General features: G+C 57.1%; 13 protein-coding genes. All 13 read right to left on the bottom strand.

Annotated elements, in window-relative coordinates:
* Positions 1-48: 48 nt before the first annotated feature.
* Positions 49-747, bottom strand: coding sequence for a siderophore-interacting protein (locus GGE33_RS23420; RefSeq protein WP_183828693.1), 699 nt, complete (start codon positions 745-747; stop codon positions 49-51).
* Positions 744-1658: an ABC transporter substrate-binding protein gene (locus tag GGE33_RS23415; RefSeq protein WP_183828690.1), complete on the bottom strand. Its 915-nt coding sequence runs from the start codon at positions 1656-1658 to the stop codon at positions 744-746. The genes GGE33_RS23420 and GGE33_RS23415 overlap by 4 nt, the downstream gene beginning before the upstream one ends.
* 102 nt (positions 1659-1760) lie before the next feature.
* A complete protein-coding gene (locus tag GGE33_RS23410) occupies positions 1761-4238 on the bottom strand; it encodes a TonB-dependent siderophore receptor (RefSeq protein WP_183828686.1) in 2478 nt (825 codons plus the stop codon).
* A 134-nt stretch (positions 4239-4372) separates the two neighbouring features.
* On the bottom strand, positions 4373-5359 hold the full coding sequence (locus GGE33_RS23405; RefSeq protein WP_183828682.1) for a FecR family protein: 987 nt from the start codon (positions 5357-5359) through the stop codon (positions 4373-4375).
* Positions 5360-5516: 157 nt separating this feature from the next.
* Positions 5517-6032, bottom strand: coding sequence for an RNA polymerase sigma factor (locus tag GGE33_RS23400; protein ID WP_183828679.1), 516 nt, complete (start codon positions 6030-6032; stop codon positions 5517-5519).
* 652 nt (positions 6033-6684) lie between these two features.
* Positions 6685-7173, bottom strand: coding sequence for a hypothetical protein (locus GGE33_RS23395; RefSeq protein WP_183828676.1), 489 nt, complete (start codon positions 7171-7173; stop codon positions 6685-6687).
* A 42-nt stretch (positions 7174-7215) separates the two neighbouring features.
* Entirely contained in the window at positions 7216-13992 is a 6777-nt protein-coding gene (locus GGE33_RS23390) for a calcium-binding protein (RefSeq protein WP_183828673.1), read from the bottom strand.
* A gap of 182 nt (positions 13993-14174) precedes the next feature.
* Positions 14175-15491 carry an HlyD family type I secretion periplasmic adaptor subunit gene (locus GGE33_RS23385; RefSeq protein ID WP_183828668.1) on the bottom strand — a complete coding sequence of 439 codons (1317 nt, stop codon included), beginning with the start codon at positions 15489-15491 and terminating at the stop codon, positions 14175-14177.
* Positions 15488-17194 (bottom strand): type I secretion system permease/ATPase, encoded by a 1707-nt coding sequence (locus GGE33_RS23380; protein ID WP_183828665.1) that lies wholly within the window; start codon positions 17192-17194, stop codon positions 15488-15490. The genes GGE33_RS23385 and GGE33_RS23380 overlap by 4 nt, the downstream gene beginning before the upstream one ends.
* A 146-nt stretch (positions 17195-17340) precedes the next feature.
* Entirely contained in the window at positions 17341-17574 is a 234-nt protein-coding gene (locus GGE33_RS23375; RefSeq protein ID WP_183828661.1) for a hypothetical protein, read from the bottom strand.
* 75 nt (positions 17575-17649) lie between these two features.
* Positions 17650-17907, bottom strand: a complete 258-nt coding sequence (locus tag GGE33_RS23370) for a hypothetical protein (RefSeq protein ID WP_183828658.1) — start codon at positions 17905-17907, stop codon at positions 17650-17652.
* A 203-nt stretch (positions 17908-18110) separates the two neighbouring features.
* Positions 18111-18512, bottom strand: coding sequence for a type II toxin-antitoxin system tRNA(fMet)-specific endonuclease VapC (vapC, locus tag GGE33_RS23365; RefSeq protein WP_183828655.1), 402 nt, complete (start codon positions 18510-18512; stop codon positions 18111-18113).
* Entirely contained in the window at positions 18512-18742 is a 231-nt protein-coding gene (gene vapB, locus GGE33_RS23360) for a type II toxin-antitoxin system VapB family antitoxin (RefSeq protein WP_183828652.1), read from the bottom strand. The genes vapC and vapB overlap by 1 nt, the downstream gene beginning before the upstream one ends.
* Positions 18743-18792: the final 50 nt, after the last annotated feature.

Raw genomic sequence — 18792 nt, 5'->3', positions numbered from 1 at the left:
TTTTGGGAGTGATAGGCGAGGCGTCGCCTGGACGCGATTGACACTCCCTCATCCGCGAGCTTGCCCCTCTACCCAGTAACCGACAGCGGTAATACGATCCTTGGCGACACGCCACGCGTCACGGACATGCCTGCGACATTCAGCAACAGCCTTCGCCTCGCCGGCAATCCAGACATAGCTCAGGCATTCTGGCGGAAGAGCATTTACGGCTATCTCGGTAAGGCTCGTTGTCCTGCCGCTCTGTCCGAACGTCTCGTGCCAAAAGATGGTGATGTTCTCCCCTGCGCGAAGGTCCAGGCGATCATCCAAAGTCGGAATTTCGATATGAGCCACAATGGCTCGATCGGGCGACACCTCGTCGATGATACGGGCGATCGCCGGCAAAGCGCTGAAATCACCGAGCAAGAGAATGGAGCCCTCTGCAGGCGGGCTGAAGCGCGACCGCGGAAGATAGATGTCGATCCGGTCCCCGGCAGAGGCGTTGCAAGCCCAATCGGTGCCGATCCCAACGTCATGCTTGACGAAATCGACGGTCAGGCAACGCGTGTCCTCTTCCCAAAGCCTTACGGTATAATACCGCCCGCTTGTGGTGCCATCCGGCTTGGGGAACGAGAGCCAAATGAACTCGTCGGGGCTGCCACAGCTTTCGAAATGCCGCAGCTCATCGCCACCCAGCCTGACCCTGATCATCGAGGGGCTGAGGTATTCACGCGACAGGACTGTCGCCTGCATGGGCTCTACGCTCATAGCTCTCTTCTTCCTGCGCGCGACGCGGCATCCGCAAGCCGTTCGACGAATTGAGGAAACCCGTAGGGGATGGACAAGACGCTTGGATTGCAGGCCACCCACATGGATAGAGGATCATCGAGCGGAATATATCCGCCCCTCACAACCGGCGAGTATCTTCGGAAAAGCTCGTTATTTTCCAGTTCCTGTCGGGCGCCTGGGGGAAACCAAAGGATGAGAAGATCGGTCTCCATCATGTCGAGCAGTTCCAGGCTGATACTGGTCCCGATGCGTTCGCTCGTCGAGGCAGCAATGTCCGCGACACCGGGTGCCACGGCAAGACCGAGATCCAGCAGTGAGGCCACACGTCCATCCGTCGGCAGATAGAAGCCAAGCGCATTGCTGCCGGGAAAATAGTCTCCGAAAACGAAACTGCGGCCGCGAATGATCGGATTAACGTCGCTGAGATCGCACAGGCGCTGCTCGGTTGCGTAGATCAAATCTCGTGCCTGCTCGGAAACCCCGTTTGCTACACCCGCGAGCTCGGTGATTTCCTTCCAGTCCGCCTGCAAGGGACCGGAGCGGAAGGCGACAGTTGGCGCAATCCGTTGAAGCCGATGCCACGCCTGGGCATTGATGTTGGTTCGGACCGCCAGGATGAGATCCGGCTTGAGGAGAAGAAGGGCTTCGTAGTCGATCAGTCCTTGGCTCACCAAAGCGGGCCGAGCCGGGCCGATGGCTTCCCTGACCCATGGCAGCACGCCATCGGGAAACTGCCCGTAGCGCGGCATGGCAACGGGCTTGATGCCAAGCGCCAGTAGGGCATCCTCACCACCCCAGCCAAGCGTGACGACGCGCTGTGGTCGTGCCGGGATAATGGTTGTTCCGAATGCGTGGTCTATCGAGATCGGGAATGGATCGTCAGACTGCACAGCGTGAGCCGACCGCCCGGATAAAACGGTCACTCCCAAAACTGCCCCCATGAAAGCGCGCCGGCCGAAGCCGGCGGACCTCGTTATCCGCATGACTGCACCTCAGAACTTCGCTTTGAGGCTCAGCGTGACCGTGCGCGGGTCGCCATACATGCTACCCCAGCCGGGAGCGCCGATCGTCTGGTAGTATTTCTTGTCGAACAGGTTATCGACGCTCAGGGCTGCCTGGACGTTTTCGGTGAACTTGTATCCGACACGGGCACTGAAGACGGCATAAGGATCCTGTGTGACCTTCGCAGTTCCAACGGTCCGGCTCGTCTCGGACTGGAAGCGGACGCCGCCACCCAGGGTCAGACCTTCAAGATCCTCAGTGAAGCTGTACTCACCCCAGAGCTTGACCAGATGATCGGGCGTATAGGTCGGACGGAACGTGATGTCGTCGATGCCTTCCAGCACTTTCTTGTGCGTGTAGGTATAGGAGGCAGCAAGCTGGAAATTAGAAAACAGCTCGCCGCTCGCTTCGAGCTCAATCCCCTGGGTTCGGACCTTGCCGCCGGCGATATAGCATTCGCCATCGGGCGATGAACCGCATGGGTAATTGACTTCATCAAAGACCGGGCGATTTTCCGTGGTTCCGCGGAAGAGCGAAACCGACGTGTTGACCCGACCGTCAAGGATGCTGCCCTTGACACCGACTTCGTAGTTGTCGCCAAGGATCGGGTCTAGGACTTGGCCTGCCGCGTTTACATAGTTCTGCGGCTGGAAGATATCCGTGTAGCTGGCATAGACCGACCAATCATTGTCGAGGTCGTAGACGATGCCGGCATAAGGGGTGAACACGCCCTTTTCCTGATAGGGCGCAGCGGACTGCAGACCGGTCTCACGATCATCCTGTGTGTTCTTGTACCAGCTGAGGCGGCCACCGAGAATGACTGTAAGTGGATCGGTCACGCTCAGGCGTGTCATGCCGTAAAGTGCCTGCTGCTGGATTGTCGTGCGGGTGTTGCCGCCGCGGTAGCGGTTGGCGATGATGTAGCTGTTATCGACTTCCGGGATCGAAATCGGATTGAAGACGTCCTGCGCAATGCCCAGTGCTGCAATGGAGAAGTCGTTGTTGCTGACGAGGCGGTTGGCACTCGCCCCAAAGATAACCTCATGGGTACGGCCGAACAGATCGACCTTGCCGTCCAGGTAGCTGTCAAAGGCTACGTTTGATGTCTCCATGTCGAAAATGCCGGCATACATGTTCGAGCCGGTCAGGGTGATCGGATTGATGGCGCCGTCAGAGAATTCGTATTTTACGTCATGCTGTTCGTGCCAGTAGTCGACAGATGTCTTCCACTTCCAGTTATCGTTGATTTCATGTGTTACATCAGCGAACAGCGACATTTGGTCGGTGTCCCAAAAGTTCCACGTCTGGCCAAGGCACGTATCGCGCGGAAGCCCGATATCCGATCCATCGCTGTAATGCGGGAGGCCGTAGAAGCAAGGTGTCGAGGTGCGGTGCTTATAGCTGCCGCCGAAGGCGACGGTCGTGTCATCGCTGATATCGCCTTCGAGGATGCCGTAAAGGAAGATGTTGCGGCTCTTGCCGATATCCGTGAAATATTCCCGGTCATTGAATGATCCGACGATCCGTCCGCGCACGGATCCATCGTCATTGAGCGGGCCTGTTGCATCCAACTCGGTGCGATAGTTCTGATACGAGCCGATATCTTGGGTGACGGACAATTGCCGTGTGTCGAGGGGCCGTTTTCTGACCATGTTAACTGTCGCGCCGGGATTGCCTACGCCCTGCAACAGGCCGGCCGCACCGCGCAGGACCTCTACGCGATCAAACGCTGCCATGTCCTCGCTGAAGCTGTTGGCCTGAGAATAATAGGTGGTGCGGGCGACGCCATCATATTGGGTCGTGTCCACCAGCGAGCCGCGCGAGTAAATGTATCGCGCACCCATCGGGCTGTCATAAAGCGAGATGCCCGGAGCATCTTCGAGCGCATCCTCGATGGTCGCAACGTTTCGATCGTCCATCTGCTTGCGGGTTACAACCGAAACCGCCTGCGGGATACGGCGGATTTCCTGCTCGCCCTTTCCGATCGTTGCCTCCGACGTGGTGTATGAGCCTGAGCCCTCAGTCGTGGCACGTGTTGCTGTCAGCACGATAGGCGCCAGCAGGGTTGCATCATCGGCCGGCAGGTTCATGCCTTGCAGCTCAGCCGCGTCAATCAGGGCGGCGCTTCGCGGGCCGGTTATGCGGATGCGCACATTCGTGCCGGATAGCATCGCTTGAAGCGCTTGCGCCGGCGCCATCGTGCCGGACACTGGTTTCGTTACAGTGGAGCGCGAGACAGCTGAGGAGTAGCCGATCTGCCAGCCGGTTGCGCGGCTGAACGCGTCGACGGCGGATGGCAATGGCTGAGACGGGATCAGAAAGGCGATATTTCCTTCGACCTGCTGTGCTTGAGCCGGCGCTGAAGAGGCGACAACCACAACGCCAAGGCCAAGCATTGTCGACCCCAATAACCCTGCCGCCAGCCGCGATGTCGCCAGTGCGCGCCGCATTTTGGAAACTTCACCCACGTTCCCAACCCCTCGGAATCCCATATCGACTACCCTCAAACTCGCTGTCGAGAGCGGCCTGCACCCCGCGTGAAAACGTCGCCCTCATAGTGAAGACGTCCGGATCCAGCGGCGTCACAAAAAAAGTTGAGTTTTTACCGCAAGATCAGAATTCCGCCCGGAAGGCGGGTAATTTGGGCCCCAGCAGAGGTGGCCAACGTACGAATTGCAGCATCCGGATCGTCGGTTCTGTAGTTACCGCTCACCAGCGTATTGGCAAAGCGACCCGTGGCCACGAAGACCTGACCGTCATAGTAGCGCTTCAGGTCTGCCAAAGCGCGATCAAAGGGCCGATCGTGAAACACTACCCGCCCATCCCGCCAAGCAAGCGACTGATATGGGTCGGTCGGCGTCACCTCAGACAGGCCGCGTTCAGTTGCCGTTACCATCTGGTCTGGTTGAAGATCGGCCGTTCCATGCGCTGTTGCGGTCGATCGAACTTCGACGTGTCCACGTTCGAGGACGACGGTGTCAGCCGGTCCGGTCGTCGCAACGCCGAACGCGGTGCCTTTGACTTCAACATCAGCGAAGCGGCCGGCCACGACAAACGGATGGGCGGGATCATGGGTGACATCGAAGAATGCATCGCCTTTGAGGAGGCTGACCCTGCGCTTTCCGCCGGCAAAGTCGATCGCGATTGCAGACGAGGTATTGAGTTCGACCTTGGAACCGTCCGGCAGCGTCACGGTATGACGCTGCCCCACTGCCGAGATATAGTCGGCACGCCAATCGACCAGTATCGATGGTAGCTCGACCCAGACTATCCCTGCCATCAAGGTTGTCGCGACGGTAAGGCCGGCTTTCCAACCGGAGAACTTGCGGCGTGCTGAAGTGGGCTGAACCGATCTGACCAGCCGCGCCCTATCCGCCACCGTCGCCCGATAGAGAGACGGCATTGATGTCATTCGAAGGAGATCGGCATAAGCTCGAGCGTTCTCAGGGCTGGTGCGCTCCCAAGCTTCAAACGAGAGCAAGGTTTCGGAAGCATGATCGTCCTGCAAGCGCATGAACCAGTCGAGCGCCTCATCCGCAGATCGTGTCGAGCGAGTGCCCACACCCTCGTCTGTTTTTCTACCTGCCATTCAGGCCGTCCCGAGTTCAACGAACCGAAGGCTCGTATAGGTTAGACGGCTGACGTGCCGCGGCGTCACAAAAAAAGCCGGCCGACATTGCCGGGCCGCTTTTAGGAGGAGGCAAAAACGAGCTTCGGTCCGGGGTTGCGAGACACACGTCATTCGATCAGCCCCTCTCCAGCCGTGCGAGCGCGTCCCGAAGGTGAGCGACCACGAGCTTGATATCATTATAGACTGTGTTGCGTGACACATTCAGTTGGTCGGCAATTTCCTGATAGCTTTTGCCGTCGACGTGCGAGAGAGCCCACGCCTCGCGAGCGCGACGGGGCAATCTGGCTAGCTCCTGCTCGAATATGCGCTGCCTCTCGGCTTCGAGAATGCGATCCTCGGCCGACGGCTCGCCACTGGCTACATTCTCAACGTCTTCGGCGGAATATTCCGCCTGCTCGAACCGGCCCCGGAAGCTTCGCTTGCGCTGATGATCGAGCGCAAGATTGCGAGCCGTCTGATAGAGGTAGCTTTCCAGATGGTCGATCGGTCTCGTGTCGAGCGCAGCTTTCGTCCTGACGTAGGTTTCCTGAGCAAGGTCCTCCGCCGTATGCGTATCACGCACGATCCTCATCACGGTCCAGAGAAGGGACCGGCGATGCAAGGCAAAAATGGCATTGAGCGCGGCGGACATCCCGACAGACTAACCGCGTCGAGCTGAAGCCAATGGCTCCGTAAGAAGTATGCGCGCTGGCGGCAGGACTGCCATCTTCGATCTTATCCGAGAGTTCCACTACCCGCAAACATGAGTGTTCTAAGCAGGTTTAAAGCCCTCTCTCACAGGACGACCGCCCAAAGCAATAGGCGGTGGAGATTTTTGACGCGTGTTGGCAGCCGGGCCTCGTTGGATCCGCGGTCTCAGGGACACGGCCTCGTCAGAGCGGGCACCAGATTAATCGTGAAACCCAAGTTTTAAGCTCTTGAGCGGATTTGAACCACCGACCCGCTAATCGAGATCGTAGCGATTGCAATACCTTACAGCCGAGTGCCTCGCTGTGTTTCGACCAGCTAAGCTGATCGACAGCATTCGACGTCCATCAGGACAAGAAACGAAAGGCCGGCGCGGACGACTGTCGGAGGAGACCAAGATCCGCCGACAACGGCCGTCTTCAGTCCATAAGCTCGCATGTAAAGCGAAAACTCTCCAGCCGGCGCTTGCGCCAGTTTTATCTCCTTGGCCTTTCCCGGAGCCTTCTCGTGCACGTAGAGGTGGGCTAGCCGTCACTATTGTATGCAGTATCGTGTGTTAAGGATGAAGCAAATGACGGCGTCGCCCTGGCACCCTGCTACTCGGGGCGCATCAATTTCGGCGAATATGTTCCGTCGTCCTTCATTTCCTCTCTGCGCGTCGTTAGCCAAGTCAGATACTCATAAATCGATGTGGTTGTCTGATCACCATTTCTGCCCAAGATAGAAAAGCTTTCCATGCGGCCACTCTGAACCACATAGCTGAAGATATCGATCTGTTCCTCTAGCTTGTCGTCGTCCAGTGCAGTGATATCGGCTTGGCTGATAGCCTCGTATATCTCCTTGTCCGAGACATCGCGTTGGGCAGGTCCAGTATCTAGCCCGGATGGGTCTACTCGCATCCACTCTAACAACTTCTTGATTGATTCTTGGGTCTCATGATCGAAGTCCCCCAGCTTCACATTAAGAGCTTCGGGCCGAATGGTTAGTGGGACAGTCTGTGGTCTTGAGGTCGTTTCTTGACGTTTCACTTCTGCGAGAATCGCTGCATCGATTGGTCTGATACTCATCATATTAAAGTCCGCCATAATGTTTCTACCTGTGGTAGCAATCAAGACATGAGTCGGTTATCAAATGATGAAATCACCAGAGATGTAGTTTCCGTCCGCGAGCACGAATGCTTCAATTGTGTCGTGACCGTTGAACCAGTCCTCAAGGACAACGACACTATCGGGATATGTGAATTTGTCACGCAGTGAAGAGATCACCAAGTCATTTCCCTCCCTGTTCGCGACGAGATCGCTAACGTTTTCCACTCGTCCCAAGTGAACAATGTCGCCGGAGCTTGTTCCAGTGTCCCGGATGGTGGACCGCAACACTGTAGTTGTTCTATAGACGTCCCCGCCCTCTCCACCGTCGGCAAAACCTCGACCGATTGTCAGGTTAAGTTTATCGGCTCCGCTCCCGCCATAGAGTTGGAAATCTAGGTACTCACCGTTGAGCGTATCGTCGCCGTCACCTCCAAACGCTGTGCCGGCTCCCCAGACGGTAATTGTATCATTGCCGATGCCCCCGTAAGCATCTGCGCTGCTCATAACTATCTGATCATTGCCCGCCTCACCGTAGATCACCGTGCCAGCATCTATGCCTTCCCCGAAGGGGCTCGTTCCTCGAAAGTGTCCCGCACTGTAGATTTCGTCGTTGCCATCACCGCCATAAATCAGGTCGGCCTGATTTATGGCGGTGATGATTTCAGCGGCACCGAGATCAGAACTGTTGCCGCCAAAGAGTATATCTGCGCTCGCGCCACCCCGTATGATGTCATCACCACCAGCGCCAGCTAGCCAAGCTACATTATTGGTGGCGGTGAGGGTGTCGTTGAAATGCGACCCAGTGAAGCGCTCGATACTCGTGAAGCTGTCACCTGACGCCTCGCCGCTGTTGAGGTTGGTATTAGCGAGGTTAATAGTCACGCCGCTTCCGCTTGTAACGTACCATACGCTGTCAACACCGGATCCACCATCGAAGCTATCTGCTCCGTATCCACCTATGAAGATATTGTCGGCAGTGCTCCCGACAAAAGAATCATCATATTCGCTGCCTTCGATAATTTCGATGTTGGTGAAGATATCCCCCAAAGCGTATCCGGTATGTTCCCGGGTTGCGAGGTTGATTGATACGCCTTCCGTCGCTTCTCGATAACTCAGCAAATCAACGCCATTGCCGCCGTCGATGTTTTCAACGTTGACGCTTGCTATAAAGGTGTCGCCAAAGTTAGTTCCACGGAAACTCTCAATACTATTGAAAGTATCCCACCGACCAATTCCTGTAAATTCGCCCCAATCGAAATCGAAGGTCATGGCTTCCGCACTGTCGGAATAACTGACCGTGTCAAAGCCATTGCCACCAAAAAACTGATCTGCGCCGTCACCGCCCAGAAGGGTATCACCACCGCTACCACCGGTGATGACGTTATCTCTGGCATTCCCTGTAAGGGTCGCTGCAGAGGCGCCGTTGTAGGTCAAGCGCTCAACCCCCCCGTAACTAGCCATACTGAAGGTTGTGATTGTTGTGATTATTTCATCATCGCCATCGGAATCGTCTTCGTCGATGACAACCCCCTGATGCCCAACGATGTAGTGATCGTCGCCGTTATGCCCCCTGAGAATGTGCCCGCTTGTTGCCGACGAAAGCGTATCATTAAAGTCGGAGCCGATGACGACCTCTACAGCTGAGAAGGTGTCACCCTCCGCATCGCCGCCGGAGCCTAAACCTGTGCTCAGGTTGATAGTGACTGCCGAACCGGAAGCGGAATAATCGACTGTGTCGATACCAGCCCCGCCGTCGAACTTGTGTGCGCCGACGTCACTGATGAATATATCATCGTAGCTACTACCCTTGTAGCTCTCGATACCGGAAAACGCGTCGCCGGCTGCATCCCCGGTATGAACGCCCGTCTTGAAATCAAGAATTACCTCAGACAATGACTGCTGGTAGCTAGCGACGTCAGTACCATCGCCGCCAATCAGCTGATCCGCTCCAGCTCCACCCATCAGGGTGTCGTTGCCAGCCCCGCCGATCAATTGATCGTTCCCATCTTCGCCGACCAGCGTGTCGTTTCCAATGCTGCCGGAGATAGTATTGTCACGATCATTGCCGGTGAGTGTGGCGCCACCGGTCCCGGTGTAGGTCAGCCGCTCGACATTGCCCATAGTGTTGTCCATGGTAAATGTCACGCTGGTGCGGATCTCATCGTTGCCGCCGCCCACCGCCTCGATGATCTTGGCTGAACTGCTGTTCACCACATAGATGTCGTCTCCAGCCCCTCCTTGAAGGGTATGCCCGGACGATCCCGTGAGCGTGTCATTGAAGGCGGAACCTTTGACGGTTTCGATCGAGGTATAGCTATCGCCTTCGGCATCGCCGCCGGAGCCTGCACCTGTGCTCAGGTTGATGGTTACCGCTGAACCGGAAGCGGAATAATCGACTGTGTCGATACCAGACCCTCCATCGAACTTGTGTGCGGCGACGTCACTGATAAAAACATCATCGTCGTTACTACCCTTGTAGATCTCGATACCGGAGAACGTGTCTCCGGCAGCATCGCCGGTATGGACGCCCGTCTTGAAGTTCAGGGTAATGGAAGTCTCGTAACTGGCAGTGTCGATACCCTCACCACCGATCAACTGATCCGCACCGGCGCCACCGATAAGGGTGTCGTTGCCAGCGCCGCCGATCAATAAATCTCCACCATTGCCGCCCTTAAGCGTGTCGCTGCCGGTGCCGCCGGTGATGATGTTGTCGCTATCATTGCCGGTGAGTGTGGCAGCACCGGTCCCCGTGTAGGTCAGCCGCTCGACATTGGCCATGGTGTTGTCCATGGCGAATGTCACGCTGGTGCGGATCTCATCGTCACCGCCGCCCACTGTCTCGACGATCTTGGCCGAACTGTTGTTCACCACATAGATGTCGTCTCCAGCCCCTCCTTCCAGGGTATGCCCGGACGATCCCGTGAGCGTGTCGTTGAAGGCAGAACCTTTGACGATTTCGATCGCGGTATAGCCATCGCCTTCGGCATCGCCTCCTGACCCGATACCCGTGCTCAGGTTTACGTTGACGGCGGACGAGGAACCTGAATAGTCGACAGTGTCGCGGCCATCCCCACCATCGAATTTATGCGCTGCGGCGTCGCTGATGAAGACATCATCGCCCCAACTGCCCTTGTAGATCTCGATACCGGAGAATGTGTCTCCGGCAGCATCGCCGGTATGGACGCCCGTCTTGAAGTTCAGGGTAACGGAAGTTTCGTAACTGGCAGTGTCGATACCCTCGCCACCGATCAACTGATCCGCACCGGCACCACCAATCAATGTGTCATTGCCAGCCTCTCCGTTAAGGAGATCGGCGCCAGCACCACCGTTCAACATATCGCCGCCAGCGCCACCATTCAGCTGATCCGCTCCAGCTCCACCGATCAGGGTGTCGTTGCCAGTGCCGCCGGTGATTATGTTGTCGCTATCATTGCCGGTGAGTGTGGCAGCACCGGTCCCCGTGTAGGTCAGCCGCTCGACATTGGCCATTGTGTTGTCCATGGTGAATGTCACGCTGGTGCGGATCTCATCGTCACCGCCGCCCACTGCTTCAACGATCTTGGGCAAAACGCTGTTCACCACATAGATGTCGTCTCCAGCCCCTCCTTCCAGGGTATGCCCGGACGATCCAGTGAGCGTGTCGTTGAAGGCAGAACCTTTGACGATTTCGATCGCGGTATAGCCATCGCCTTCGGCATCGCCTCCTGACCCGATACCCGTGCTCAGGTTTACATTGACGGCGGACGAGGAGCCCGAATAGTCGACAGTGTCGCGGCCATCCCCACCATCGAATTTATGCGCTGCGGCGTCGCTGATGAAGACATCACCGCCCCAACTGCCCTTGTAGATCTCGATACCGGAGAATGTGTCTCCGGCAGCATCGCCGGTATGGACGCCCATCTTGAAGTTCAAAGTGACGGGTTCGTAAATGCCATCATAACTTGCGGTGTCGATGCCATCGCCACCGATCAACTGATCAGCACCGGCGCCACCTTTCAGCGTGTCGTTGCCAACGCCGCCGATCAATTGATCATTCCCGTCTTCGCCGACCAGCGTGTCGTTGCCAGTGCCGCCGGTGATGATGTTGTCGCTATCATTGCCGGTGAGCGTGGCGCCACCGGTCCCCGTGTACGTCAGCCGCTCGACATTGGCCATGTTGGCTATTGTGAATGTCACGCTGGTGCGGATCTCATCGTCACCGCCGCCCACTGTCTCGACGATCTTGGCCGAACTGTCGTTCACCACATAGATGTCGTCTCCAGCCCCTCCTTCCAGGGTATGCCCGGACGATCCCGTGAGCGTGTCGTTGAAGGCAGAACCTTTGACGATTTCGATCGCGGTATAGCCATCGCCTTCGGCATCGCCTCCTGACCCGATACCCGTGCTCAGGTTTACGTTGACGGCGGACGAGGAACCTGAATAGTCGACAGTGTCGCGGCCATCCCCACCATCGAATTTATGCGCTGCGGCGTCGCTGATGAAGACATCATCGCCCCAACTGCCTTTGTAGATCTCGATACCGGAGAATATGTCTCCGGCAGCATCGCCGGAATGGACGCCCGTCTTGAAGTTCAAAATGACAGGTTCGTAAATGCCATCATAACTTGCGGTGTCGATGCCATCGCCACCGATCAACTGATCAGCACCGGCGCCACCTTTCAGCGTGTCGTCGCCGGCCTCTCCGTTAAGGAGATCGGCGCCAGCACCACCGTTCAACATATCGCCGCCAGCGCCACCATTCAGCTGATCCGCTCCAGCTCCACCGATCAGGGTGTCGTTGCCAGTGCCGCCGGTGATGATGTTGTCGCTATCATTGCCGGTGAGCGTGGCGCCACCGGTCCCCGTGTACGTCAGCCGCTCGACATTGGCCATGTTGGCCATGGTGAATGTCACGCTGGTGCGGATCTCATCGTCACCGCCGCCCACTGCTTCGACGATCTTGGGCAAAACGCTGTTCACCACATAGATGTCGTCTCCAGCCCCTCCTTCCAGGGTATGCCCGGACGATCCAGTGAGCGTGTCGTTGAAGGCAGAACCTTTGACGATTTCGATCGCGGTATAGCCATCGCCTTCGGCATCGCCTCCTGACCCGATACCCGTGCTCAGGTTTACGTTGACGGCGGACGAGGAACCTGAATAGTCGACAGTGTCGCGGCCATCCCCACCATCGAATTTATGCGCTGCGACGTCGCTGATGAAGACATCATCGCCCCAACTGCCTTTGTAGATCTCGATACCGGAGAATGTGTCTCCGGCAGCATCGCCGGTATGGACGCCCGTCTTGAAGTTCAAAGTGACAGGTTCGTAAATGCCATCATAACTTGCCGTGTCGATGCCATCGCCACCGATCAACTGATCAGCACCGGCGCCACCTTTCAGCGTGTCGTTGCCAGCCTCTCCGTTAAGGAGATCGGCACCAGCACTACCGTTCAACATATCGCCGCCAGCGCCACCATTCAGCTGATCCGCTCCAGCTCCACCGATCAGGGTGTCGTTGCCAGTGCCACCAGTGATGATGTTGTCGCTATCATTGCCGGTAAGCGTGGCGCCACCGGTCCCCGTGTACGTCAGCCGCTCGACATTGGCCATGTTGGCTATTGTGAATGTCACGCTGGTGCGGATCTCATCGTCACCGCCGCCCACTGTCTCGACGATCTTGGCCGAACTGTCGTTCACCACATAGATGTCGTCTCCAGCCCCTCCTTCCAGGGTATGCCCGGACGATCCCGTGAGCGTGTCGTTGAAGGCAGAACCTTTGACGATTTCGATCGCGGTATAGCCATCGCCTTCGGCATCGCCTCCTGACCCGATACCCGTGCTCAGGTTTACGTTGACGGCGGACGAGGAACCTGAATAGTCGACAGTGTCGCGGCCATCCCCACCATCGAATTTATGCGCTGCGGCGTCGCTGATGAAGACATCATCGCCCCAACTGCCCTTATAGATCTCGATACCGGAGAATGTGTCTCCGGCAGCATCGCCGGTATGGACGCCCGTCTTGAAGTTCAAAGTGACAGGTTTGTAAATGCCATCATAACTTGCCGTGTCGATGCCCTCGCCACCGATCAACCGATCAGCACCGGCGCCACCTTTCAGCGTGTCGTTGCCAACGCCGCCGGTGATGATATTGTCGCTATCGTTGCCTGTGAGTGTGGCAGCACCTGTCCCCGTGTAGGTCAGCCGCTCGACATTGGCCATGGTGTTGTCCATGGCGAATGTCACGCTGGTGCGGATCTCATCGTCACCGCCGCCCACTGCTTCGACGATCTTGGCCGAACTGTTGCTCACCACATAGATGTCGTCTCCAGCCCCTCCTTCCAAGATATGCCAAGATCCCGTGAGCGTGTCGTTGAAGGCTGAACCTTTGACAACTTCTATCGCGGTATAGCTATCGCCGTCCGCATCGCCTCCTGCCCCGATACCCGTAATCAGGTTTACATTGACGGCAGACGAGGAACCCGAATAGTCGACAGTGTCGACACCATTACCATTACCACCATCAAACTTATGCGCTGCGGCGTCGCTGACAAAAATATCATCATTGGCGCTACCCTTGAATATCTCGATACCGGAGAACGTGTCTCCGGCAGCATCGCCGGTATGGACGCCCGTCTTGAAGTTCAGGGTAACGGAAGTTTCGTAACTGGCAGTGTCGATACCCTCGCCACCGATCAACTGATCAGCACCGGCGCCACCAATCAATGTGTCATTGCCCCCCGCCCCGTTAAGAACATCGTCTCCATTGAGACCGTAAATCTCATCTACGCCTTCAGTGCCAGTGAGAGTGTCGTTCGCGTTTGTTCCAGTGATATTCATCTGGCTTTCTCCGGTTTACGCTCTCTCAGGGAGAGGTTAAATTCAATTTGGTGCATAGTTCTATCGTCGTAAAATTTTCAGCAACCATCACGCTGAAGACAGGTCTGGCGAGGTCCTGTGGAAATTTGTTGAAAGAAGATGGGTCTGTTCAGACTCCGTAATGTTTATCCCATGCATCCAAGCTACTCCTGCCTAAAGGTACGTTGCAGATGATCGCGAATGGGCTTTGCGAAGTACGACACGACGGTCCTTTCTCCGGTGCGGATGAAGGCTTCCACTGGCATCCCCGGAACGAGCGCCAAGCCTGATAATCGCGATAGCTCTTCGTCAGGGATTGATAACGCGGCCCGGTAAAAGCTGAAGCCGGTGTGTTGGTCCGTCTCCAGGTCGGCGGAAACGCGAACGACTGAGCCGGTCAGTTCCGGCGTTGTGTTTCGATTAAACGCCGTAAGCCTCAGGAGTGCGGCTTGTCCGAGGCCGAGCTGGTCGATGTCTTGCGGCGCGATACGGGCCTCGACCAAGAGCGCGCTCCCCTGCGGAACAATTTGCATCAGCACCTCAGCCGGGGTGATCACGCCTCCAACCGTATGGATGACAAGCTGATGGACAGTACCACCGATCGGCGCGACGATCTCAATGTGCTTCAGCTGGTCGAGCGCCTTCACTTCCTGCTCGACAAGCTTGGCCTGTTCATTCGCAACATCGCGAAGTTCGGCCGCGACCTCCGCCCGCATCGTCTGATCAACCTGAAGAAGCTGAAGCTCGATCTCGGAAATACGCCCTTTCGCGGAGGCGATCGACGCGATGAGTTGCCCACGCTCTCCGCGCAAACGAGCCGAATTGCGTTGAAGAGCGTTAACCTGGCTCATGGTGATGCCGCCGATGTTATATAGCCGACGAAGCCCCTCAAGCTCTTTCTCGATGAGGTCGATTTCCTCGCCCTTCGCCCTTTGCTGAACATCGAGACCACTGATCTGCTCGCGAAGCTGCTGCACTTGTTCTCTCAGCCGCGCCTTCTGTCCATCTCTCGATGCGAGCCGGTCAGACAACAGACGGCGCTCGCTGATCATCACCGCTTCAGCTTTTTCGGCCGAAAGCCGCTCTAACAAGACCATGGGGGTTTCTACACCTGAAAGTCCGTCTCGCTCCGCCTCAAGCCGGGCCTGTCGGGCATAGAAATAGTCGAGGTTCTTCGACGCGGCTGCCAAGTTGGCGCGTGTCACTGTTGCGTCGAGACGGACAATCACCTCGCCGGCGCTGACCAACTGGCCTTCCTTGACAAGGAGGTCCGCGACGATGCCACCGGTAGGATGCTGGACTTTTTTCACATTGCCGTCGACGACGAGGATGCCGTTGGCGATGACCGCACCGGACAGTTCCGTCGAGGCAGCCCAGCCGCCGACGCCGCCGAACAGAACGGCAACTCCCACTGTCCCGGCGATCAGGTTGCGGCGCAAAGAGCGCGACAGCAAAGCGTCCGTATCGGTGTTGTCCGTCATGGCTGGGCCTCGCCTTCGATGACCGTCAGGTTCGGACCGGGTGTAGAGCGGGGTAGCCTTGCTCTCTGTTGCTGGATCGCCTTCAGAACGTCATCGCGTGGACCAAATGCTTTTGCGAACCCACTTTCCATCACCAACAGGAGATCGATCTGGGCCAACACGCTGTTACGGTGAGCAACGACGATGACGACGCCGCCACGGCGTTTGACGGCGCTGATCGCCTCTGCCAATGCCTTGTCGCCATCCGCATCAAGATTGGAATTCGGCTCGTCGAGGACAACAAGAAAGGGATCCCCATACAGCGCCCGTGCAAGAGCGACCCTCTGGCGCTGACCAGCTGAAAGGCTCAGCCCGCCATCACCGACCTGTGTTTCATAGCCCTCAGCGAACGCAACAATCATGTCGTGCACGCCAGCGGCCTGCGCCGCCGCGACGATTGCGCCATCATGGGCGCGTGGATCAAGTCGAGCAATATTCTCGGCTATAGTCCCCGGAAAAAGGTCGGAGCTCTGCGGCATGTAGCCAATAAGCTTTCCACGCTCGCCCGCAGGCCATTGATCTAGACTGGCGCCATCTAGGCTGACCTTGCCACGGGCCAGCGGCCAAACGCCCGTTATTGCCCGCACAAGTGATGATTTCCCCGAAGCGCTCGGTCCGATGATCCCGACCACCGTCCCGGCATGAACCTTGAAGCTGACATTCTGCACGGTAATCCGTTGGCGTTCGCCGGGCGGAGCGGCGAACACTGCCTCGACCATCAGCGTTTTTTCGGGAACGGGTAGCGCCGTTCGCTCCGACACATCGGGAAATAGTTTAAACAGGTCCTGCAGGCGCACCCAGGACTGATGCGCGCTTACCATGTTTCGCCAGTTGGCGATCACCTGTTCAATCGGCTGGAGCGCACGGGCGACAATGATTGATGCTGCAATGATCATCCCGCCGCTCATGTTGCCCTGAATGACAAGATATGCTCCCAAAGCAAGGGATCCGGACTGCACCGCCTGACGGAGAGCCTTGGATGCACCGGCGAAGATCGCCGCGACATCGCCCGTCTCACGTTGCAATGCTGTCAGGCGACAATGGGTGTCATTCCAGAGCTTTTGCACTTCTCCAAGCATTCCCATTGCTGCGATCGCTTCAGCATTACGGTGTGCAGCTTCGCCGAACCGGTTGCGTACGGAGGCGGCCATGGCCGCGGCCTTCGTGCGGGAGCGCGTCAGAATATCGGTCGCGACCGTCAGGCACACAAGAATGAGCATCGCGCCGGATGCCAGCCAGCCGATCAGCGGATGCAAGAAAAAGCATACGGCGAGGTAGACCGGCATCCACGGGAGGTCGAAGAGAGCACCCGGCCCGGCTCCGCCGAGAAATGCCCGGATCTGGTCCATCTCCTGGGCGGGTTTAAGGACGTCGCCAGTGATTCTGGTCTTTAGGGACGCGCCTGCGATACTGCCGAGCACCCGGATCGACAGTGATGTGTCTACCAGTCCGGCCATTCGTGAAAGAACCCGCGTGCGCACGACCTCAAGGAAACTAGAAAAAGCATAAAGCCCGACTGTAAGGATCAGAAGAGCTACAAGCGTTGGCAGGCTCCCACTTGGTATGACCCTGTCGTAGACTTCCAACATGAACAGAGGTCCGGCGAACCCAAGAACATTGATGATACTGGAGAAGGCGCCTGCTCCTAGTAAGGCTTGCCGCATGCTGTGTCCTCAAATACACTCAAATATCCGACAGAGTGTCATGATAAATGCAAGCGGAAGTGGTAGGCAATCCTTAGATATAGGGGTGCGTCAACTAGGATGCGATCCGTGGCGGTATAGATGCAGGTGGCTCGCTTTTCGACTTGCTAGCGGATCATGAAGCAGTGCCGACCATAGCTTGCGTGCCACTCGGTCACCAGGGTGTGATCCCAAGCTCCGAACTTCGGGCAGTCGATCATTTCCTTCGGCAGATGCAAAGCAAACTCGCTGCTGATGAACACGCCACGCCTCAGCCTCGTTTCAAACTTCCCCGCAGATATGGCTTGGTAAGCCGCATGCCGCTCATGACGTTGAAGTGATACATGAACGCCGGTCTTCATTCGCGAGGTCCTCGAAGGATCTAAACAGGCCAGCTCCGACGCTGTTTACAAGGATGTCGACTCTGGGAGCAGCAATTAGCTTCGCCACGCCTTCAGCACTCGACATGTCGGACGCGACGCCTGAGAGGATCGCTGTCGCGACTGCCTGCCGGATGATCTCGATTGCCTTCTGCACCAGGACTGGGTCACCAGTGCCAAAGCTGGCCAGATAAGCTTGCGCGTGCCGTCGGCCAGCCTGTTGCCATTGTCGTCGTAGCTGACCGACTTCGTGCCGACCACAGTCGCCACATGCGGACGCACCGCATTGCCAACCGGAAGGTATAGGGTGCCCATGTTGGTTCGCCTTAGCAGGTTGCCGTTGAGCGAGTAGGTATAGGTCCAGTGCGCTGCCGTGGTGAGAGCGGTGAGAAATGCTGCACGCGAGTTTCTGCACGCGGCCGATGGCGCCTGGTCTTGATGGGATCAGAACCGCTGATCCGTTAGATTTCAGTCTAGCCCAGTCAGGTTGGACAACAGGTCAGGAACCCAGCAGTGAGTTAGACGGTCCAGTCTTCGACGCGTAAGCCTGCCACGCGATCAAACTCACGGCGGTTGTTTGTGACGACGATCAATCCGCGCGACCGAGCGTGTCCAGCTATAAGTTGATCATATGGACCAATGGGCGTTCCGTTTCGTGCAAGTTCAGCACGCAACTGGCCAGTATGCGTGGCTGCTAGCTCGTCATAAGACATAACTTCCAGGCGAGCTGCTAAGCCCTCGACCACGGCCAAGTTTCTTTCTGGGCTAGCCGACTTCTCTGCGCCATAAACCAGCTCCATCAAGCTTACTGAACTGATACAAAGCTGGCCGCTGTGGCGATTGAACGCATCACGTACCTGTTGTGGTTTGTTCTTGATGGTGAAAATGCAGATGTTGGTATCCAACATGTATTTTAACATTAGAAGGCTTCGCGCTCCTGCAACGCAGGCTGATCGCGCTCGCTCATGAAGTCGGCGGTTGCGCCAGCGCCTTCAAACCAGCTGTCCCAAACCTCACCTGCCGGGGCTATGATTCGAGTACGCCCGACCGCGACGATATCGACACGCTTCACATCATCCGGAAGAGCGACTGCCTTTGGAAGCCGGATGGCCTGGCTACGATTACTCTGAAATACCGCGCCCTGCTCCATGACATACTCCTCTGGCATCTACAGATGGGATATCCCGAAATTAATGTGCG

The sequence above is a fragment of the Aliirhizobium cellulosilyticum genome (assembly GCF_014198105.1).
GTDB classification, from domain to species: Bacteria; Pseudomonadota; Alphaproteobacteria; order Rhizobiales; family Rhizobiaceae; genus Neorhizobium; species Neorhizobium cellulosilyticum.
The sequence above is the reverse complement of the archived record's forward strand: the minus strand, read 5'-3'. Positions and strand labels throughout refer to the sequence as shown.